This is a genomic window from Bradyrhizobium liaoningense (assembly GCF_018130825.1).
GTDB classification, from domain to species: domain Bacteria; phylum Pseudomonadota; class Alphaproteobacteria; order Rhizobiales; family Xanthobacteraceae; genus Bradyrhizobium; species Bradyrhizobium liaoningense_B.
In genome coordinates this window covers 258,003-278,425 of the sequence record NZ_JAFCJS010000007.1, presented here as the reverse complement: position 1 = coordinate 278,425, position 20,423 = coordinate 258,003, and the positions used below count along the sequence as shown (strand labels likewise).

18 protein-coding genes and 1 pseudogene are annotated in these 20,423 nt (G+C 66.0%); 7 read left to right on the top strand and 12 right to left on the bottom strand.

Annotated features, from left to right (window positions below; all coding sequences use genetic code 11):
• Position 1 precedes the first annotated feature (1 nt).
• Together JQ603_RS28805 and JQ603_RS28800 are read left to right on the top strand one after the other, a co-directional pair.
• Positions 2 to 484, top strand: a complete 483-nt coding sequence (locus JQ603_RS28805) for a MaoC family dehydratase (protein WP_212344366.1) — start codon at positions 2 to 4, stop codon at positions 482 to 484.
• Between the two features lie 71 nt (positions 485 to 555).
• Positions 556 to 1,392 carry an ABC transporter substrate-binding protein gene (locus tag JQ603_RS28800; RefSeq protein WP_212344363.1) on the top strand — a complete coding sequence of 279 codons (837 nt, stop codon included), beginning with the start codon at positions 556 to 558 and terminating at the stop codon, positions 1,390 to 1,392.
• A 332-nt stretch (positions 1,393 to 1,724) separates the two neighbouring features.
• Here JQ603_RS28800 and JQ603_RS28795 read toward each other — a convergent pair.
• The 10 genes and pseudogenes from JQ603_RS28795 to JQ603_RS28750 all read right to left on the bottom strand — a co-directional run.
• A pseudogene (locus tag JQ603_RS28795) lies at positions 1,725 to 2,039 on the bottom strand (NAD(P)-binding protein); the annotation flags it as partial.
• 63 nt (positions 2,040 to 2,102) lie between these two features.
• Complete coding sequence (locus tag JQ603_RS28790; protein ID WP_212344360.1) at positions 2,103 to 3,434, bottom strand: MFS transporter; 1,332 nt, start codon at positions 3,432 to 3,434, stop codon at positions 2,103 to 2,105.
• A gap of 72 nt (positions 3,435 to 3,506) precedes the next feature.
• A complete protein-coding gene (locus JQ603_RS28785) occupies positions 3,507 to 4,313 on the bottom strand; it encodes an enoyl-CoA hydratase/isomerase family protein (protein WP_212344357.1) in 807 nt (268 codons plus the stop codon).
• A 30-nt stretch (positions 4,314 to 4,343) separates the two neighbouring features.
• The gene (locus JQ603_RS28780) at positions 4,344 to 5,888 is read right to left on the bottom strand and encodes an AMP-binding protein (RefSeq protein WP_212344354.1); all 1,545 of its coding nucleotides are present in this window, start codon (positions 5,886 to 5,888) and stop codon (positions 4,344 to 4,346) included.
• On the bottom strand, positions 5,881 to 6,399 hold the full coding sequence (locus JQ603_RS28775; protein WP_212344352.1) for a (2Fe-2S)-binding protein: 519 nt from the start codon (positions 6,397 to 6,399) through the stop codon (positions 5,881 to 5,883). The genes JQ603_RS28780 and JQ603_RS28775 overlap by 8 nt, the downstream gene beginning before the upstream one ends.
• Positions 6,396 to 7,211, bottom strand: coding sequence for an FAD binding domain-containing protein (locus tag JQ603_RS28770; RefSeq protein WP_212344350.1), 816 nt, complete (start codon positions 7,209 to 7,211; stop codon positions 6,396 to 6,398). Before JQ603_RS28770 ends, JQ603_RS28775 begins: the two co-directional genes overlap by 4 nt.
• Positions 7,208 to 10,210 carry a xanthine dehydrogenase family protein molybdopterin-binding subunit gene (locus JQ603_RS28765; protein ID WP_212344348.1) on the bottom strand — a complete coding sequence of 1,001 codons (3,003 nt, stop codon included), beginning with the start codon at positions 10,208 to 10,210 and terminating at the stop codon, positions 7,208 to 7,210. The genes JQ603_RS28770 and JQ603_RS28765 overlap by 4 nt, the downstream gene beginning before the upstream one ends.
• Before the next feature lie 143 nt (positions 10,211 to 10,353).
• Positions 10,354 to 11,193: a helix-turn-helix transcriptional regulator gene (locus JQ603_RS28760; protein WP_212344343.1), complete on the bottom strand. Its 840-nt coding sequence runs from the start codon at positions 11,191 to 11,193 to the stop codon at positions 10,354 to 10,356.
• A 124-nt stretch (positions 11,194 to 11,317) separates the two neighbouring features.
• Positions 11,318 to 12,739, bottom strand: a complete 1,422-nt coding sequence (locus tag JQ603_RS28755) for a UbiD family decarboxylase (RefSeq protein ID WP_212344333.1) — start codon at positions 12,737 to 12,739, stop codon at positions 11,318 to 11,320.
• A gap of 26 nt (positions 12,740 to 12,765) precedes the next feature.
• Entirely contained in the window at positions 12,766 to 13,386 is a 621-nt protein-coding gene (locus JQ603_RS28750) for a UbiX family flavin prenyltransferase (RefSeq protein ID WP_212344330.1), read from the bottom strand.
• A gap of 178 nt (positions 13,387 to 13,564) precedes the next feature.
• Here JQ603_RS28750 and JQ603_RS28745 point away from each other — a divergent pair, with 178 nt between their 5' ends.
• The 5 genes from JQ603_RS28745 to JQ603_RS28725 all read left to right on the top strand — a co-directional run bounded on the left by JQ603_RS28745 (position 13,565) and on the right by JQ603_RS28725 (position 18,261).
• A complete protein-coding gene (locus JQ603_RS28745; RefSeq protein WP_212344662.1) occupies positions 13,565 to 14,527 on the top strand; it encodes a LysR family transcriptional regulator in 963 nt (320 codons plus the stop codon).
• A gap of 105 nt (positions 14,528 to 14,632) precedes the next feature.
• Positions 14,633 to 15,451 (top strand): AraC family transcriptional regulator, encoded by an 819-nt coding sequence (locus JQ603_RS28740; RefSeq protein ID WP_212344328.1) that lies wholly within the window; start codon positions 14,633 to 14,635, stop codon positions 15,449 to 15,451.
• Between the two features lie 104 nt (positions 15,452 to 15,555).
• Positions 15,556 to 16,245: an O-methyltransferase gene (locus JQ603_RS28735; protein WP_212344326.1), complete on the top strand. Its 690-nt coding sequence runs from the start codon at positions 15,556 to 15,558 to the stop codon at positions 16,243 to 16,245.
• A gap of 102 nt (positions 16,246 to 16,347) precedes the next feature.
• The gene (locus JQ603_RS28730) at positions 16,348 to 17,016 is read left to right on the top strand and encodes a siderophore-interacting protein (RefSeq protein ID WP_245003910.1); all 669 of its coding nucleotides are present in this window, start codon (positions 16,348 to 16,350) and stop codon (positions 17,014 to 17,016) included.
• Positions 17,017 to 17,220: 204 nt separating this feature from the next.
• Positions 17,221 to 18,261, top strand: coding sequence for a Bug family tripartite tricarboxylate transporter substrate binding protein (locus JQ603_RS28725; protein ID WP_212344324.1), 1,041 nt, complete (start codon positions 17,221 to 17,223; stop codon positions 18,259 to 18,261).
• Positions 18,262 to 18,265: 4 nt separating this feature from the next.
• On the opposite strand, the gene hydA is transcribed toward JQ603_RS28725, so the two are convergent.
• Positions 18,266 to 19,675, bottom strand: a complete 1,410-nt coding sequence (gene hydA, locus JQ603_RS28720) for a dihydropyrimidinase (RefSeq protein ID WP_212344321.1) — start codon at positions 19,673 to 19,675, stop codon at positions 18,266 to 18,268.
• Between the two features lie 11 nt (positions 19,676 to 19,686).
• Positions 19,687 to 20,418 (bottom strand): maleate cis-trans isomerase family protein, encoded by a 732-nt coding sequence (locus JQ603_RS28715; protein ID WP_212344319.1) that lies wholly within the window; start codon positions 20,416 to 20,418, stop codon positions 19,687 to 19,689.
• Positions 20,419 to 20,423 lie beyond the last annotated feature (5 nt).

Here is a 20,423-nt window from a genome sequence, read left to right as displayed (position 1 = left end):
CATGAACGCCAGCGCCCCGATCAATCTGCGTTACGAAGACATCGCGCTCGGCGCGGAGTTCGAGACCGCGGTGCACACCGTGACCGAGGCTGATATCGCAGTCTTCGCCGACGTCACGCGCGATCACCACCCGCTCCACGTCGACGGCGCCTATGCGCGCTCGCGCGGCTTTCCCGCGGTGATCGGCCATGGCCTGTTCGGCCTGTCGCTAATGGAAGGGCTGAAGTCGGAATTGAAGCTGTACGAGGAGACCTCCGTCGCCTCGCTCGGCTGGGACGAGGTGAAATTCAAGGGCCCCATCGTTGCCGGCGACAGCTTGCGCGTGCGCTTCCGCTTCGTCGAGAAGCGGCCGACCAAAAACCCCGAGCGCGGCATCGTCGTCGAGACGCTCGACCTGCTCAACCAGCGCGACGAGGTCGTGACCGCGGCCCGCCACATCTCGCTGATCCTGACCCGGCAAGCCGACGCTGCGGCAGCCACATGACGAGACAATGAAGAAGACGTCGGACCGGAGAACGGCTCCCCTCTCACCCACGATTTGATCGGAGTATTCAGATGCGATTTCCCAAGACTTTCTCCGCCCTCGCCCTGCTGGTCGGCCTGACGCAGGCCGCCGCTGCCCAGACCTGCACGCCGAAAGTGCCGGCGTCGAGCCTGATCGAGGCGCCGAAATGGCAGATGTCGATCAACCCGACCCTGCCGCCGCAGCAATTCGTCGACGACAAGGGCGAGTTGCAGGGCCTCAATGTCGAGCTCGCCCGCGAGATCGCCAAGCGCATCTGCGTCGAGGCGGTGTTCCTGCGCATGGATTTCCCGCCGATGATCCCGGCGCTGCGCTCCGGCCGCTTCGATGCCATCAACACCGGCCTGTTCTGGACCGAGGAGCGCTCGAAGATGCTCTACCTCGTGCCTTACGCGCAGCAGGCGATCAGCATCTACACCGACCCCTCCTCCAGCCTGAAGCTGGAGAAGTTCGAGGATCTCGCCGGCCGCGTGGTCGGCGTGGAATCGGCGACCTACACCGAGCGCAAGGCGCGCGAGTTCAGCACGGCGATGGAAGCCAAAGGCCTCAAGCCGATCGAGCTGCGCACCTTCACCACCGTCACCGCCACCTCGGCGGCGCTGCGCGCCGGACAGCTCGAGGCCGCGCTGAACATCAACGAGACCGCAAATTCGCTGGAGCAGAAGGGCATCGCAAAGATCTGGGTTCGCGACATCGCCGGCACCGACATCACTTTCGCCTTCCGCGACAAGCTGCTTGCCCAGGCCGTCGCCGACGCCCTCACCGCGATCCGCACTGATGGCACCTATGACAAGCTGTTCGACAAGTTCGGCATGACCAAGCTGAAGGCCACGACGTTTGCCATTCGCGGGGATGGGCCGACAAATTGACGATAGCCCCCGATCTCGTGTCCCGGACGCGCTGCAACGCGCAAGCGTTGCTGCGCAGAGCCGGGACCCAGAGATGGGGCACGACGCGCGACAAGATGGGCCCCGGCTCTGCAGCGCACCGCTGAAGAAGCGCTGCGCTGCGTCCGGGGCACAAGAACGTAGGGTGGGTTAGCGAAGCGTAACCCACCGCTGTCTTTCTACGCGGATACAGAAGAGGTGGGTTACGCCGCGCGGACTGCGCTTTGCGCAGCCGCGGGGCTAACCCACCCTACGAGATCTCGCTTACGCGCTCGCTTGGGTCGCGAACTTCGTGTTGAGGTACCCCTCGATCGCCTCGAGCCCACCCTGACGTTGATGCTGGAGCCGCCGCCCATCACCCGGCCCTGCTCATAGCCGCGGACGACCGGCTTGCCCGCGGCATTGCGGCCGGCCGCCGCCGACAGGCCCGGCCAGATGTATCTGTCGCCGAAGAACAGCGGCATCGGATAGCTGTCGAGAATTTCCGGCGGTGTTGCCTCGGGCGGGGTGTCCATCCCGGCTTCGATCAGCAGGACGCGGCGACGTCCATCCGCGGAAAGCCTGTTGGCCAGCACGCAGCCCGCCGACCCGCCGCCGACGATCACATCGTCGAAATGCAGCTCATCCATTTCCGTCTCGTTATGCGTCGAGCGAGCCGGCGCGGCGGCAAGGCAGCCGCGCCGGCTCAAGACTCAGCGGAAGTTGCCCTTGGTCTCGGGGATCACGATCGCCCCGATCAGATAGATCACGAACACGCCGACCGCGAAGTAGGCCAGCGACATCGGAATCTGCGCCGGGCTGGCGCTCACCAGCGAGACGAAGGTCGGCATCATGCCGCCCAGCGCGAAGCCGATGTTCCAGGACAGGCCGGTGCCGCTCGCGCGCAGCGCGGTCGGGAAACGCTCGTTCAGGAAGATCAGCACCGGCGCGTATCCGGCATTGCCGATGAAGGCGATGGCGAGCGCAAGAAGCGTGATCTGCGTCGTGTCCTTGCTGGCGGCGAGGTTGAGATAGCACAGCGGCAACAGCACCGCCGCCAGCGCGCCGATCAGCAGGAACGTCTTCTTGCGGCCGATCCAGTCACTCAGCGCGCCGACCAGAACGGCCGAGAAGAACGCCGAGACGCTCGCCGCCATCAGGATCAGCGACGAGGTCTGGTTCGGAACCGCGTTGATGACTTTCAGAAAGCTCGGCAGATAGCCCGAGGTGAGATAATAGCCGGCACCGCCACCGAAGGTGATGAGCAGGTTGACCAGCAGCACGCCGCGATACTCGCCGGAGAACACGTCCTTGACCGGCGCCTTCGAGACCTTCGCCTGCTTGTTGCCCTGCTGGCGCTTGAGCTCCTTGAAATATGGAGATTCTTCGAGGTTGCGGAAGATGAACCAGCCGAGCAGCGAGCTCAGCAGGCCCGAGAAGAACATGAAGCGCCAGCCCCACACCGCGAAGGCATCGCCGGGGAACACCGAGGACGTGATCAGGAAGATGAAGGACGCCAGCAGCGCGCCGATGCCGGCACCGCCACCGCCGACCAGGCCCGACATCGCACCGCGCCATTGCGGCGGCACGGACTCGGTGCCGATCGTGTGGGTCGACGCCACGACGCCGCCGACGAACACGCCCTGCACCAGTCGCAGGACCAGGAACACGATCGGCGCGATCACGCCGACCTGCGCAATGGTCGGCAGCAGGCCGAACGCCGCCGTGCTGAGACCGACGCCGACGATGGCGATCAGCATGGCCTGCTTGCGGCCATGCACGTCGGCATAATGACCGAACACCGCCGAGCCAAGCGGCCGCATCAAGAGCGTCACGGCGAACGAGCCGTAGACCGCCGCCAGCGACAGCGCCGCATTGCTCGACGGAAAGAACAGCGCGCCGACGACCGGCGCCACGTAGAGCAGAATGAACAAATCGAACAGATCGAGCGCCCATCCGAGCACCGATGCGATGATCGCATTGACCATCTGCTTGTTATCGGCCGATGCGTGCGTACCCGCGACCGGCATATCCATCTCAGCCATGTTGTTTTACCTCCCCCGTTTGAATGGCGCCGCGGTCCGCGCCATGGCGAACCGCGACAGTTCAGTCCCGTATCAGCGGCCGACGAATTTCGGCGGACGCTTGGCATTGAAGGCCTCGACACCCTCCTTGAAGTCCTCGGACTGGCGCAGGCGGCTGTAGCAATGGCCTTCGAGCTCGATGGCGATGGCGAGCGTGGAATCCTCGGTGTCGTTGAGCAGCTTCTTGGCCGTGCGCTGCGCCAGCGGCGAGAAGGTGCGGAGCTCGTCGACGAGCTTGTCGGTCGCCTTCTCCAGTTCGGCATCCGGCACGCATTCGGTGGCGATGCCCCACTCGTACGCCTGCTTCGCCGAGATGCGCTTGGAGCGCATCACGATGTCCTTGGTGCGGGTGATGCCGACCATCTTCTGCAGGCGCGCCGAGCCGCCCGAGCCCGGGATCTGTCCGAGCTTCTGCTCCGGCAGGGCGTATTGCGTGGTCTCCGAGGCGATGCGGAAATCGCAGGCGAGCGACAGCTCGAAGCCGACGCCGAAGCAATAGCCGCGATTGGCGACGATCACGGGCTTGGCGCAACGCGCGGGCGCAGCGATGTTCCAGGCAAGCTTGGAGACATGCTCCGGGCTCGCCTCCATGAAGCCGCCGATATTGCCGCCGCTGGAGAAATGCTCGCCCTCACCGCGCACCACGATGATGCGGACCCGCGGATCCTCGTCCAGCGTCTCGAAGGTCAGCCGCAGCTGGTAGCGCTGCGGCATCGCCACGACGTTGTAGGGTGGCCTTCCCAGGATGATGTCGGCGCGCTCGTGCGCCTCGTCGATCTCGACCTTAAACCCGTCCAACTTGGTGAGCCGGGGATCGGCGAACGTATAGGGTGACGGCATTTTGGCTTCCTTCTGTTGAACGGGTGATGATCAGGCCGCGTCCGACGGCGGCAGGCGCTCGGCCTCGTATTCTCCGGCGACGAGCAATCGCCGCAGCAGCTTGCCGACCGGCGATTTCGGGATCGCGTCGACGAAGACGTAGCGGCGTGGCCGCTTGAAATTGGCAAGGCCCGAGGTACGGCAGAACTGCTCCAGCTCGACCTCGGAGACGGCGCGATTGCGCTTGACGAAGGCGGCAACGACCTTGCCCCATTTCTCGTCGGTGACGCCGACCACCGCGACCTCATCAACGGCCGAATGCAGCGACAGGCAGCTCTCGATCTCGACTGGCGAGACGTTCTCGCCGCCGGTGATGATCATGTCGTCGACGCGGCCGGTGACGAACAGGTCGCCGTCGGGGTCAATGAGGCCGGTATCGCCGGTAAAGTACCATCCCTCGCGCAGCGATTTTGCGTCGGCCTCGGGACGACGCCAGTAGCCTTCAAAAGCTTCGTCGCCCGCGAGCGTTGCGATGATCTCGCCCTCCTCGCCGACCGCGGCAAGCTCCGCGACCGACTTCGCGCCGATGCGCACGACCTTGACGTGCTGGTTCAGCCCCGCCTTGCCGGCCGAGCCGGGCTTTGCGGCCGCATTCTGATCGATCGTGAAGGTGTAGATCTCCGAGCTGCCGTAGTGGTTGACGAACAGGTTTGGCTTGAACGCCTCGTTCAGCTTCTTCAGCAGGCCATCGGTCATCGACGCGCCGGCGAAGCCGAGCTTGCGCACGCTGGAGACGTCGGTCCCGGCAAACGCCTCGTGATGGACGAGGTCGTGATAGAGCGTCGGCACCAGATAGAGGTTGGAGATCTCCTCCTTCTCGATCAGCGCCAGCGCCTGGCGGCTGTCATAGCGTGGCAGGCAGATGAAGCTGCCGCCGATCAGCGACATCGCCAGCAGCGAGCGGACGCCCATGGTGTGATAGAGCGGCATGACGCCGAGCGTGCGCTCGCCGCGGCCGTAGAGATTCTGCGCGACATGGGCGATCGCCGCAGCGCGCTCGGCGCGGTGCCGCCGCGGCACGCCCTTGGGGCGCGAGGTCGTGCCCGAGGTGTAGAGCATGATCGACCAGGCATCGGCGCCGACGCGCGGCTCGGCATGCGGTGCGCTGTCCTTGATCAGGTCGGAAAAGTTGGTGGCGTCACCCGTCCCGGGATCGACGGACACGCGCAGCAACTTGCCTGCCAGCGCCGAGCCCTGCACCGCCTCGGCAGAGATATCCTGGTAGAACACCGCGCAGGCCTCGGCGTTCTCGATGCAGTAATCGAGCTCATCGGACTTGGCGCGCCAGTTGATCGGCGTGATCACGAGGCCGGCGAACTGGCAGGCCCAATGCAGCGTCGCCGCCTCCCAGCGGTTCTGCAGCAGCGTGACGACGTGATCGCCGGGCTTGAGGCCAAGGCGGTCGAATGAGGCCACCAGCGCGGAGATCTTGTCGTACCATTTCCGGTAGGTCAGGCGGAGATCGCCGTCGACCAGCGCAATGGAATTGGGATCGCGCGCGGCGCTGGCCATGAAGCTGCTGGCGAGATCAAGCATCGGACGTCTCTTTGTTGGATGAAGCAAGCTCGGCGGCGGCATCTAACGCCGCCTTGATGATCGGGGTGTAGCCGGTGCAGCGGCAGATATGCCCGCTGAGGAGGTCGCGGATTTCCACCTCGGTCGGCGCCGGGTTCTTCGCGAGATAGTGGTCGAGCGACATCAAGATGCCGGCAGTGCAGAAGCCGCACTGGAGCGCGTGGTTGCGGCGGAACGCCTGCTGCAGCACGCCGAGCCGGTCGGCCGAGGGCGCAAGCCCTTCGACGGTCTTCAGCTCGCAGCCGTCGACCTGCGCCGCCAGCGTCAGGCAGGACCGCGTCAGCATGCCGTCGACGACGACCGTGCAGGCGCCGCAGACGCCGTGCTCGCAGCCGACATGGGTGCCGGTCGCGCCCAGCTGATGGCGCAGGAAATCGGACAGCAGCATGCGCGGCTCGGCTTCGCCGTCGACGGGCTTGCCGTTGAGCGCGAACCGGACGGCGTGGCGCTGATCTGCCTTGAGCCGGGTCATTGCAGCACCTCGCCGATCAGGTCGCGGCCGATCATGCGCACGAGGTCGCGGCGGTAGCGCGCGGTGGCGTGGACGTCGTCACGGGCGCCGAGCTCGTAAGCAAAGGCGTTGAGAGCATCGTCGAGCGCACTGCCCTCCAGCCGCGGCCAGTCGCGCGCAGTCGGAACGTCGGCGACGCCGCCGACGGCGAAACGTACGCCCGTCGGCGTCTTCATCGCAGCGCAGGCGACGATGGCGAAGTCGCCGTGCCGGCGCGCGACCTCGCGGAAGGCGACGCGCGATCCGTTAATGACGGGCAGCGAAATGCCTTCGATCAATTCATCATCGGCACGCGCCGTCAGCATCATGCCGGCAAAGAAGTCTTTTGCGGCAACGCGGCGGCGCCGCTTGGCGTTGCGCAACAACACTTCCCCACCAAGTGCGACCAGCGTCAGCGGCATCTCGGCGCTGGGATCGGCATGGGCGAGCGAGCCGCAGATGGTGCCACGGCTGCGGGTCTGCATGTGCCCGACCCAGGGCAGCGCCAGCGCCACCAGCGGCAGCGTATCGGCAAGATCGGGCCATGCGAGCAGATCGGCCTGGCGCACGCCAGCACCGACGACGACGGCATCACCCTTGCGTTCGATCTGGCGCAGCTCCCCGATCCGCATGATGTCGATCAGCAGTTTTGGCTTGGCGAGGCGCATGTTGAGCATCGCCATCAGCGACTGCCCGCCGGCGAGCACACGGGCATCGCCCCCCTGCTGCGCGAGCCCTTCGAGGACATCGCCGACGCTTTCGGCGCGGAGGTAGTCGAACGCGGGCGGCTTCATCGGCCGACCCCGAGCAGGCCGGCCGCCTTCGCCAGCAGCGCGAACAGCGAGAAGCCACCGCCTGCCGCGCCACCACCACCGGCCTTGCGGGCGAGCGCGGTGAAGAACTGGCCGATGATCACGCGCGTCGCCCCATCGAGCAGACGGCCGCCGATGCTGGCGACCTTGCCGCCGATCGCGGCGTCATAGCTGTAGGTCAGCTTCGTTCCGCCATTGTCATCGGGCGCGAGCGTGATGCGCCCCTCCGCGCTGCCGAAGCCGAGCGCGCCGGTGGCGCCGCCGCGCAAGGTGACGGCGCGTGGCGGATCGAGATCGAACAGCTCGACATCAGCGCGGTAGCGGCCGGTGACGGGGCCGATGCCGAGCGTAACGTCGGCGCGGAAATGGGTGTCCGTGATTTTGTCGACGCGCTGGCAGCCGGGAATGACCGATTGCAGCGTCGCGGGATCGAGCAGCATCGCCCAGACCTGTTCGGGCGCGCCCTTCACCGTGGCCTGCCCTTCGCCGCGCAGTCGCCTATCGCCTTCGCGAGCAGGAGCGGTGGTTGCGCCACCCGCGGGAGGCGGCGGCTCGGCACCGCGCACGAGCTCAGCGAGGCGCGCCGGCACCAGCGGCAGAGTGATGTCGGCAACGCCGAGTGCATCCGCGACCGCATTGGCGAGGCACACCGGCGTCGACATGCAATTGCCTTCGCCGACGCCCTTCGCGCCGAGCGGTGTGAACGGCGACGGCGTCTCCATGTGGAAGATCTCGGGCTCCGGCACCTCGGTGGTGGTCGGCAGCAGATAGTCGGCGAGCGTTCCCGTCAGAAAACTGCCGTCGTCGGCATAGGCGTATTCCTCAAGGAGCGCGGCGCCGAGCGCCTGGGTGAAGCCGCCGCGGATCTGGCCGTTGACCATGCCGGGATGCAAAATAGTGCCGCAATCGTGCATGGTGACGTAGCGGTCGATCCGCGTCTCCAGCGTGGTGCGATCGATCTCGACGCCGCAGAAGTCGAAGATGAAGCCGTGGCAGAGCGAGGAGTTGATGCGGTCGTCCTCATCAGGCGGCGTCAGCTCGGGCGGCGTCCAGAACACGGTCTCGCGGATGGTCTGGCCGGCATCGTCAGGCAGCGAGCCCGGCGACCAATGGCTGAGCGCGGCGACGCGCGAGAATGCGATGCGGTTCTCGGGGTTATGCTTCGAGGCGACGAAGCCCTTCGCGAACACGATGTCGCCGGCTTCGACGTTGAGCTGGCTGGCGGCGATGCGGGCGAGACGGCCGGCGACGCGTTCTGCCGCGAGCTTTGCCGTGCCGGCCACCGCTGCTGCGAACCGGCTGGCGTAATTCCCTGAAGCGATCGACCAGGCGTCCTTGGCCGTGTCGATCTCGGTGTTGACGCGGATGTCCCTGGGCTGCAGGCCGAACACGTCGGCGACGACCTGCGACAGCACGGTGCGATGCCCCTGCCCCTGCGGCACGGACGCCACGTGCACGGTGACGCTGCCGACGGGATCAAGGCCAACGGTCGCGGTCGCCTGCGCACCGTTCTTGGGACCTGCCTTGCGGCGCTCGGCCGCGGTCAGCACGGTGGTGATGTAGCCCATGTTGGAGACGCTGGGCTCGACCACCGCGGTGAAGCCGATGCCGTAGAGCCGCCCCTGTGCGCGCGCCTCGTCGCGCTTCGCTTTCAGTTCGGCTAGCCTGCCCTGCTCGACCGCGCGCGCGACGGCTTCCTGGTAATTTCCGGAATCCAGGAGCGCGCCGGTCGCGGTGCGATACGGAAAGCCGTTCGCATCGATCAGGTTTCGCTTGATGACATCGAGCGGATCGAGGCCAAGCCCGATCGCGATGCGCTGCACCAGCCGCTCGAGCGCAAAATAGACCTGCGGCCCGCCAAAGCCGCGGTTGAGGCCGGTCGGCGTCTTGTTGGTGACGACGACGCGGTTGCGGACCGCGACGTGGCTGATGTCGTAGGCGCCGGTCAGGTTGCCGTGCATGCGATAGAGCGTGGCAGGCTCGGGTGCGCGCAGATGAGCGCCGCAATCCTCGACCTGGTCCCAGTCGAGCGCGAGGATCTTTCCATCCGCCGCAACCGCCGCCGACAAGGTCGTCGCGCGATTGGTCGCCGACACCGACGCCGTGAGATGCTCGAGCCGGTCCTCGATCCATTTGACCGGCCGTCCCGTGACGCGCGCAGCAGCGGCGATCAGCACGATGTAAGGAAACACGCCCTGCTTGACGCCGAAGCTGCCGCCGGAATCCGGCGGCGTGCGCAGCCGAAGCCGGTTGCCGGGCACTTTCAGCGCGCGCGCAATCACGGTGTGGATGCTGAACGGGCCCTGGAAGTTGGCGAGCACTTCATAGGCGTCTTCGCCGGCATCGTGCGAGGCGACGACGCCATAGGTCTCGATCGGCGTGCAGGAATTGCGGGGATAGCGGATGTCGATCGAGAAACGATGCGGCGCATCCAAAAAGGCCTTCTCGGGATCGCCGTAACGAAACGCGCGGTCGCTGGCGAGATTGCCGGGGAAGCCGTCGTGCAACACCGGCGCGCCGGGCGTGATCGCGCCGAGCGGATCGACGACGGCGCCGCGCGGGCGATATTCGACGTTGATGAGTTCGGCCGCATCTTCCGCGCGCGCACGATCGGTTGCGACTACCACGGCGACGGGCTCGCCGACATAGCGCACGCGATCCAGCGCGATCGGCCAGCACTCGACCGGCGCCTTCACGCCGACCACGAGGCTCGTCGTGACCGCCTTGACGTCGCTGCCGGTTAGAACCGCGGCGACGCCCGGCAGGCGCTTGGAGGCTTCAGCATCGATGGAAAGAATATCGGCATGCGCATGCGGGGAACGCAAAATGGTCGCGTGCAGCGTGCCGGGCGCAACGCCGAGATCGTCGATGAAGCGACCGCGTCCGGAGAGCAGCGCGGCGTCCTCGACGCGCTCGATCGAGCGCCCGACCCACGGCTCATCGCCATTTCCCGGATTTGCGGATTTGACCGCCTGCAACATGTCCCGGCATACCTCCCGACGCGTTCTTTGACGCGACGGTGACACTTGTCAGGACAGGGGCTGCGCGGGCCATACCGCCCGCTCTCACGACTTACCAAATCGTCTCATTCGAGAGCGTGCAGCGCAATATCAGCCCGCAAGAATCAACCTGCAAGCCGCGAGACGTTGCGAAACTCGCGCGGGCTGACGCCGGCGTGATCGCGGAAGAAGCGCGTGAAATGCGCAGGCTCCGGAAAGCCAAAGCGTTCGCTGAGCTCGCCGAGCGGCGTATCCTCGCGCATCACGGCATCGAGCGCGCGCTCCATGCGGACAACGTTGAGATAGATCTTTGGCGAGACGCCGAGCGAGGTCTCGAACAGGCGGAAGAACTGCGCGCGCGAGAGCCCTGCGCCCTTCACGAACTGATCGACGCTGCCATAGGAATCCTGCCCGCGCATCGCATCCATCGCACGGCGGATGCGCCAGTCGCAGCTCACCGCGCTCATGCCGCGGATCGAGGTCGGAAAGCTGCGCCAGGGCGTAAAGCGCTCGATCACTGCGATCATCAGATCCGACAGCGTCTGCTCGTGGGTCCGCACCGCATCCGGATTCGCCATCATTTCGGCCGCCAGATGCAGCGTGAGCTGGCGGATGCGCGGCGAGACTTCGCCCGAGGGTCGCTCGAAAAAGCCGGGTGCGCCGCTTGCGGCCCACCCCGGTCGGAACTCCTTCAGCCATTCCGGCTCGATATAGAGCGCCATGATGAGGGTGCGCGGACGGTTGACGTCGTGCACATAAGCGTGCGGCTTCCAGCCGTCGACCAGCACCGCGGCGGTATCCGTCAGCGGCGTGACCTGGTCGCCGACCAGGAACTGCGTGTCGGCGCCCTCGACCTTGAGCAGGACGTGGCAATGATGATGAGCGTGACGGACCAGCGAACGGTCCATGTCGAGCAGAGCGACCCTGCCGAAAGCGCCGTGAGCGATGCGCAGGGCCGTCGACATCAGTTCCTTCCTCCCGGCGTTGCGCTGCAAAACGATTGGCTTGTTGGCGCGGCACTATAAGCAGCGTCAGCTTCATATTCCAACCGCGCAAACGGACGCAAGGTGCCCGGAGGCGCCAGTCGGCTCATGCGCGCGCCTCCGCAAGCAACCGCGCGACCGCCGCGCTTGGGTCGGCCTGCAATGCCGTGGCGAGATCGACCTCCTCCTCGCCCTTGACGCGAATGCGCTTGAAGGCGAGCTCGGGCGCGCTGAGCGGCGCGGTCGCATCGAGGCCCATCTTGGCGCTGATGCCGTTGTCGGTGGTCGGATCGAGCTTCGAGCCGAGCGCGCCGGCGACGACCATGAGGTCGCGGTCGGCCTGGAAGCGCGTCGCCACCGCCCATTCGATCTCCTCGGACGAGGAGATGTCGACGTCCTTGTCGACCACCACGACCTGCTTGATGTCGTAATGCGCGCCGAACGCGCACATCATGATGTTCTTGGGCTCGCCGTCATTGGCCTTGTCGATCTTGATCGCGAGGTGATAGCGGCAGGTGCCGCCGCGCGTCAGGCGGACGTCGAGCACATTGGGGAAGCTGCGGCGCAGATGCTGGAGCAGCGTTGCCTCGCGCGGCACGCCGCCGAGGATCAGGTGCTCGAAGCCGCCGCCGACGATGGTGTGGAAGATCGGCGCCTTGCGATGCGTGATTGCGTCGACTTCGATCACCTCGCGATTGGCGCGCGGGCCGTAATATTGAGGGAATTCGCCGAACGGCCCCTCCGGCTCGCGCACGCCCTGCAAGATCCGTCCCTCGATGACGATCTCCGCATACGCGGGCACGCGGACCGAATTGGTGCGGCACTTCACGACGTCGACGGGCGCGCCGAGCAGCGCACCCGCAATCGCCATCTCGTCTTCGTCCAGCGCGGCGATCGCCTGGGATGCCAGCATCAGCGCGGGATGCGCGCCGATGACGATCGCGATCTCCAGCGCCTGCCCCAGCTCTTCCGCAAGGCGATAGTAGGAGAAGGTATGCCGCGGCAGCAGCAGCACGCCGATGCGGTTCTTGCCGGAGATCTGGCAGCGGTGGATCGAGACGTTCTGGACGCCGGTTTGGGGATTGCGGGCGATCAGCAGCCCGGCCGTGATGTAAGGGCCGCTGTCGCGCTCATTGTGCTTGGGGACAGGAAGCTGGCGCAGCAGATCGACGTCGTCATGGACGACCTCCTGCACCGGCCCGCTCGCAACCTCATGCGTCGGCAGCGGATGGCTCGCGGCGGCGAGGAATCGCGGCAGCAGCTGGTCCTCGCTCACGCCGAGGGACTCGGCGACCCAGTCGCGCCCGGCAAAGAGGTTCGCGACGACAGGAATCGCGTGCCCGTCGGGGCGCGGAAACAGCACGGCGCTGTCGCGCTCCAGCCGCTTGGCGATGGCGGCGAGCTCGTCCGCCAGCGCAACGCCCTCGCGTGCGATCGCGAGCTTGCCGCGCTCGGCGAGATAAGCGAGCCAGCCGCGCAGATCAGCCTGCGCCTTGGCGCACTTTCCGGCCGGAGTTTCCATTTGCATGTAACGGGTCTTTCCTAGGTCTCAGGTCAGGGCGCGATCTTGCGCAGCGATGGCGAGCGGCGCTTGAGCGCCTCGTCCTCGCCCCAGCGGCGCACAACGCCGATATCGATGTCGTAGAGGTCGAGCACGCGGCCGACGGTGTGCTCGACCATGTCGTCGAGGTTCTCGGGCTTGGCGTAGAAGGCCGGCACGGGCGGCGCGATGATCGCACCCATCTCGGAGAGTGCCGTCATCGTCCTGAGATGCCCGGTGTGCAGCGGCGTCTCGCGCACCATCAGCACCAGGCGCCGGCGCTCCTTGAGCACGACGTCGGCAGCCCGGGTCAGCAGCGTCGTGGTCACGCCGGAGGCGATCTCGGACATCGAGCGCATCGAGCACGGCGCCACGATCATGCCGGCGGTACGGAACGAGCCGCTCGAGATTGCCGAGGCCATGTCGTCGATCGCATGGTTGACATTGGCGAGCGCCCTCACCTCCGCGATCTTCAGGTCGGTCTCGTAGGCAAAGGTCTGCTCGGCGGTCTTCGACATCACCAGATGCGTCTCGACGCCGGCATTGCGCAGCAGCTGCAGCAGGCGCACACCATAGGTGACGCCCGAGGCGCCGGAAATGCCGATGATCATCCGCTTGGGCGTGGCGTCATGCATGTCTTTGGTTTCGCTCCCGTAGATCACGCGCCCCCTGAGGTCCACGTTCATCCGCGGCTAGACTAGGCAATCGCAGCCATCATCACAAATAATGATTGATTATATAATCGATCATCTGAGATGATGGCCCGCAAGCAAAACCAGCGACCGCAAGGACACGCCCGTGGAACTCAGGCAGATGCAATATTTCCTGTGCCTGGCAGAGGAGAGGAACGTCACCCGGGCGGCGCGCCAGCTCAACATCGTGCAGCCGGCGCTGAGCATGCAGATCGCCAAGCTCGAGGCCGAGCTCGGCCAGAAGCTGTTCGACCGCAGTGTCCAGGGCATGACGCTGACCAGCGCCGGCGAGGCCCTGGTGCGACTGACGGCGCCGATCGTGCGCGATGCCGAGTATGCGCGGCAGGAGATGGCGCAGCTCGGCGGGCGCATCTCGGGCCGCGTCTCGGTCGGCCTCATCACCTCGGTCGCGCAAAGCACGATGGCGAGGTCATCGGCGATCGTCGCCAGCCGCTATCCCGAGATCACGCTGTCAGTCTGCGAGGGCTATACCGAGACGCTGGTCGACTGGGTCAACACCGGCCAGCTCGATTTCGCCCTGATCAACGTGCCGCGCCGCAAGACGCCGCTGGCCGCGCATCACGTCATGGACGAGGAGATGGTGTTCGCCTGCCGCAAGGACGGCCCGATCAGGCCGCCGGCAAAACTGCGTTTCGACCACATCGCGAATTTCGATCTCGTGCTGCCGTCCAAGCGCCACGGCCTGCGGCTGATCCTCGACGAGCACGCTGCCGCAATCGGCATCGACCTGCGGCCGCGGCTCGAGCTCGACACTCTGCCCGCGCTCTGCGACGTCATTGCGACCACCGATTTCGCGACGGTGCTGCCGACCATCGCGCTCCGGCAATCGCTGGCGAGCGGCACCATCCGGGCGCATCGCTTCGACGCGCAGCGGATCGTGCGCTCGATCGCCTGGGTGCACCATCCGCGGCGGGCGGTGTCGGTCGCGGCCAAGGCCGTGCTCGATGTCATCAGCCAGGATCTTGCGCAGGCCGCCGCCGTGGCGAGCGGGTTCGTGGAGCCGGGCTCACATGGCGCGGCCTCACCTTCCCGCAAGCGTCCAAGGCGGCGACAGGCGAGCTGATTAGAACCGATCGAGATTCAAGCCAGCAGCGTTGAAAGTCGCAATGGCAGGCCAGATATTGGTCAGGCCCCGTCCATTGCATCCGGACCGATTATTCGCCTCACCATGCCCTTCTTCCGGCTCAACGACGGCGATCTTCGCCCCGACGACTCCATCGACTTCAATCCGGAGGACGTGCCGCGCGCCATTGCCGCCTTCGGCGGCCAGATGGTCACAAAGGGTACGGAGGTGGCCATGCACGCGCATCGCAAGGACGAACTTGTCCTGTCCTTGCGCGGCGTCGTCAGGCTTGAAGCCGGGCAAAGCGTCTGGATCGTGCCGCCGCGCTGCGCGGTCTGGATCCCCGGCAATGTTGCGCACAGCGTAACCGTCGCGGGAGACGTCGAGGTCTACTGCCTGTTCGTCGAGCCGGATGCGGCACCGACGCTGCCCCGGCAATGCTGCACGCTGACGATCTCACCGCTGCTGGAGCGCCTGCTGGTGCATGCCACGCACATGCCGGCGCTGTACGATCTCGACGGCGCCGACGGCCGCATTGCCGCGGTGCTGCTGGACCAGCTCGCTGCCGCGCCCGTCGAAGAGCTGCGCTTCCCGATGCCTGCGGATGCCAGGCTGCGCCGGATCGCGAGCGCGATGATCGAAGATCCCTCCGACCGTGCGACGATCGACGATTGGGGCCGGCGCATCGCCGTTGCGCCGCGGACGCTGACCCGCATCCTGCAACGCGAGACGGGCATGAGCTTCGGCCGCTGGCGCCAGCAGCTCCACATCCTCATCGCGCTTCAGCGGCTCGACCAGGGCGCCTCGGTCCAGGCTGTGGCGCTCGATCTCGGCTACGAGGGCGCCAGCGCCTTCGTCACCATGTTCCGCAAGGCGCTGGGCAAGCCGCCGGCGCGATATCTGGCGGAACGCCGCGCATACTGACCGGAAATCGCAATCGATTGTCCCGTTCGCGGAATGCGATTGCAGATGCGATTTCGTATCCAGGCTCCGAAGCGCCGGTGGCGCATTGCAAGGGAGCTGGATGCATGGATTCGATCAGCAGCGGACTCGTCGCGGACGTCCTTCATCGTCTTCACCAGGAAGCGGAGATGGCCGACGCGCCACTGATGCATGCCTTCGCGAGTGAGGCAAACAGCCGCGAAGAGATGATCAGCCAGGCCATCGCGGCCGAGAATCGCGATCTCAACGAAGTCTACCAGCGTTATGCGAACAACTTCCTGAGCGTCTCGCCGCGGTTTGGACGCTTCCTCTACATGTGTGCGCGCGCGAGCAAGGCGAAGCGCATCGTCGAGTTCGGCTCCTCGATGGGGATTTCCACAATCTACATGGCAGCAGCGTTGCGCGACATGGGCGGCGGCCACCTGATCGGGACCGATCTCGAACCCGGCAAGATCGAGCGCGCCCGCGCCAACGTCGCGGCCGCGGGGCTATCCGACCTCGTCGAGTTCAGGCTTGGCGATGCCCGCGAGACGCTCAGCTCCGGCATCAGCGACATCGACATGGTGATGCTCGACGGCGCCTTCACCCTCTATCTTTCCATTCTCAAATTGCTGGAGCCGCAGCTGAAGCCCGGCGCGATCATCGTGGGCGAGAACGCGTTCGAGGAAGCCTCCGGCTATCTCGACTACGTCAGAGATCCCCGGAATGGCTACCTCTCGCTGTCGCTGCAGTTCGATCCCGGCCGCGGCAATGAACTCGCGATCAAGACCAGATAATCCGGGAGCCAAGCCTTGAATAAGCCCGGCCAAGCATCCGAAATCTCGGAACCATCGCAGGTCCCGCAAGGCCGCGTCACACGCATGTTGCTGCGATGGCTGATGCGCCCTGCACTCGTCGTGACGGTCGAGACGCTGTCGCCGCGCTTTGCGCGGATCGAGCTCGAAGGCGAGGCCCTCAAGGACGTCGCCTGGACCGCCGGGCAAAAAATCCAGGTCGCGATCGGCGCCGGCCTGAGCGCACGCACCTACACGCCGATGTCGTGGGACACCGGCCGCGGCAGGACACGGCTCCTTGCCTTTGCGCATGGCGACGGTCCCGGCAGCCGCTGGGCCAGCAGCTTGCGCGAAGGCGACACTTGCCAATTCTTCGGACCGCGTCGCTCGCTCGATCTCGCCGGCCTTGAAGCGCCTGTCGTGCTGTTCGGCGACGAGACCTCGTTCGGCCTGGCTGCAGCTCTGCGCAACAATCTGCAGGCAGGCGGTGCGCTCCACATGTTCGAGGTTACTGATGTCGTGGAATCGCAGCAGGTGCTGGATGCTGTCAGCCTCGGCCAGGCGCGATTGATTGCGCGCAGCGCCGGCGAGGAGCATCTCTCAATCGTCGAGGCGGAAATGCTGCGCCTTGCTGCAAACGGAGCGCAGTTCGTCCTGACCGGCAAGGCATCCTCGATCCAGCGCTTCAGCCGCGCCCTGAAAGCTGCAGGCGTCGCGTCATCGCGGATCAAGGCCAAAGCCTACTGGGCGCCAGGCAAGACCGGGCTGGATTAAGCCTCGTCTTATCAGGACAAGATGTCGCGCTCGCCGCAGAATGAGACGCGTTGGTAAGTTTTGAGACGAGCCGGCATGACGGTCGTATTCACGAGCTAACTACGATCCAGGCGCAGAAAATCGCGACCTGGCTTCATCCCGATTCTCGTCCCGGACGATCCCACGGCTCGCAGAACAAGAGACAATCGGGAGATTCAGTCCGAGATGACACGGTTCGATCGCAGCAAGATCACGGACAGCGTTCAGCAGCAGAACGAGGGCTTTCGTCCCGATCGCAGATCGCTGCTCGCGCTCGGAGGCGGCGCCCTGCTCGCAGCCGCCGGAATGCGGACCGCGAACGCACAGGACTATCCCGCCCGCCCGGTCCAGGTGCTCGTGCCCTTTGCCGGCGGCAGTGCCAGCGACGTCATCACGCGCATCCTGCTCAACCGCATGTCCCCGTCACTGGGACAGGCCTTCGTGGTCGACAATCGCCCCGGCGCCGGCGGCAATATCGGCACCGCGGCCGCAGCGCATGCGGCCCCTGACGGTTACACCTTGCTGATGAGCACCTCCGGCCCGCTGGCCGCGAACAAGTCGCTCTACAAGGAGCTGCCTTACGATCCGCTCAGGGATCTCGCCCCGATCGGCCTGTTCGCCACGATGCCCAATGTCATCGTCATCAATTCGAAGCTGCCGCCGAAATCGCTGGCCGAACTGATCGACTACGCGAAAGGACATCCCCGCGAGCTGAACTACGGCACGGTCGGCGTCGGCTCGTCGCAGCATTTGTCGGCCGCCTATTTCGAGCAGCTCACGGGCACCGAGCTCACGCACGTTCCCTACCGCAACATCGCCGCCTACACGCCGGACTTCATCGCAGGGCAAGTGCCGCTCGGCTTCCAGCTGCTGCCGAACGTCCTCGGCCTGATCAAGAGCGGCGATGCACGCCCGCTCGCGGTGGCCAGCGACAAGCGCATGACGGCGCTGCCGGATGTGCCGACCGCGGCCGAGGCCGGCCTAAAAAATTACGAGAGCGCCGCCTGGCTTGCGATGCTGGCGCCGGCCAATACCGACAAGGCCGTGATCGACAAGCTCTACAAGGCGATGATCGAAGCCGTGAGCGATCCGAAGGTGCGCGCCCTCTTCGTCGAGCAGGGCGCCGAGCCGCTGGTGATGGACCCCAAAGGCCTGACGAATTACATGACCGCCGAGACCACCAAATGGGCCGGGATCATCAAGAAGATCGGCATCGAGCCGATGTGACCGATCACACCAGGCTGGACTTGCCGCGGCTCAGCACCTCGCCTGCGCCCTTGTCGCCGACGATCCTGCCGTGCTCGTAGACGACGCGGCCGCGGGCGATGGTCGTGACGGGCCATCCGGTGACGTCAAAACCTTCCCACGGCGTGTAGTCCGCACCGTGGTGCAGATCGGCCTGCTGGATCTTTTTCTTCAGCTTCGGGTCCCACAGCACAATGTCCGCATCAAAGCCGACACCGATCGAGCCCTTGCGCGGATAGAGGCCGTAGATGCGGGCGTGGTTGGTCGCGGTCAGCTCGACGAATTTCTGCAAAGTAATGCGGCCCTTCGAAACACCTTCCGAGAACAGGATCGGCAGCCGCGTCTCGACACCGGGAATGCCGTTCGGCACCCAGCGGAACGAGGTGCGGGCGTTCGGCGTCAACTTGCCCTTGGGATCGTCATAGCGGAACGGGCAGTGATCGGACGAGAAGGTCTGGAACACGCCTGTCGTGATGCCTTCCCAGATCGCCTGCTGGCTTTCGACATCGCGCGGCGGCGGCGAGCAGACATATTTCGCGCCCGTGATGTCTATGTTGAGGCCCTTCATGTCGTCGGCCGTCAGCGTGATGTATTGCGGACAGGTCTCCGCATGCACCGGCAGGCCACGCTGCTGGGCCCAGCGCACCTGCTCCATCGCCTCGCGTCCGGAGACGTGCACGATCATGATGGGAACGCCGATCACCTCGGCATGGCTGATGGCCCGATGCGTCGCCTCGCGCTCGACCGCCTGGGGCCGCGAGGTGCCGTGATAATAGGGCGCAATATGGCCTTCGCGCTCCAGCTTGCTGGTGAGGAAGCGGATGGCGTCGTAGCCCTCGCAATGGACCATCACCAGCGCCTCCTCGCGGCGCGCGACCTCGAACACTTCGAGCAGCTGCTTGTCGCTGAGCACGAGGTCGTCATAGGTCATGAACACCTTGAACGAGGTGTAGCCGTCCTTGACCAGCGCCGGCAGCTCCTGCCCGAGCACGGCCGCGGTCGGGTCGGAGATGATGAGGTGGAACGCGGTGTCGATATAGCATTCGCCCTCCGCGAGCTTGCGATAGTTCTCGACGCAGGTCCGCAGCGAGGTGCCCTTTTCCTGCAGCGCAAAGGGCAGCACCATGGTGTTGCCGCCGGCCGCCGCCGAGCGCGTCGCCGAGGCAAAGTCGTCGGCCATGACCACGTCGGGGCCCGAGGCTTGCGAGATGTGAACGTGGCTGTCGATGCCGCCCGGCAGCGCCAGCAGCCCCGTCGCGTCGATCTCGCGCGCCGCGCCTTCGATGCGCTCGGCAATGCTGACGATGCGGCCGTCGCGAATGCCGATATCGGCGCGAAACTCGTCGCTGGCCGTCACGATGGTGCCGCCGCGAATGGCGAGATCGAGCTGGGTCACTTGCGTCTCCGTCACTTGATGACCGCTGATGTCTGGAATATTCGGCCCCAGTCCGCAAGGGCCGTAACGTCGCCGCCGGCGAGGCCGAGGGTCCGCCACAGCGTCACCGCGACCGAGTCGAGCACGGCAATGTCCAGCTCCCGCTCCAGCGTGGCCGCAAGCGCCGCGCCGTCGAGATTGGTGCAGAGGATGACGATGGCGTCGGCGCCCTCCGCCGCCACGGCGCGGATCATGTCCGCGATCGTCGCCGGCGCGACCTCGCCAAAGGAAAAGTTGTCGCGCAAGCCGAGATGCCGCTCTGCGTGCGGGGCGATCCCCTCCTCGGCCCAGACATTGCCGATGCGCCGCTGCACGTCGTCCGTATAGGGCGAGACCAGGCCGACGCGCTTGGCGCCGAGCGCGCGGGCTGCGTCGATAGAGGCGAGCGTCGACGTCGTCGCGGGCACACCGGTGCGTGCCGTGATCGCCTCGCACAAGCTGCGGTCGCGGCCGATGCCGAGCCAGCTTGCGGAGGTGCCATTCCAGGCGATCGCATCGACCTTGGCATCGGCCAGCAGATCCGCCGCGGGCAGCATCGCGGAGGCATCGAACTGGCTCAACGCGGCGGCGTCGAGCGCGATCTCGGTGACGCGGAAGCGCGAGAAATGCGCGGTGACGCCAGAAACGTCGTGCAGCATCGTGCTGGTGACGGGCTCGAGCACCGAATTGGAGGACGGCGTGATCATGCCGAGGCGTTTGCGCATGGCGA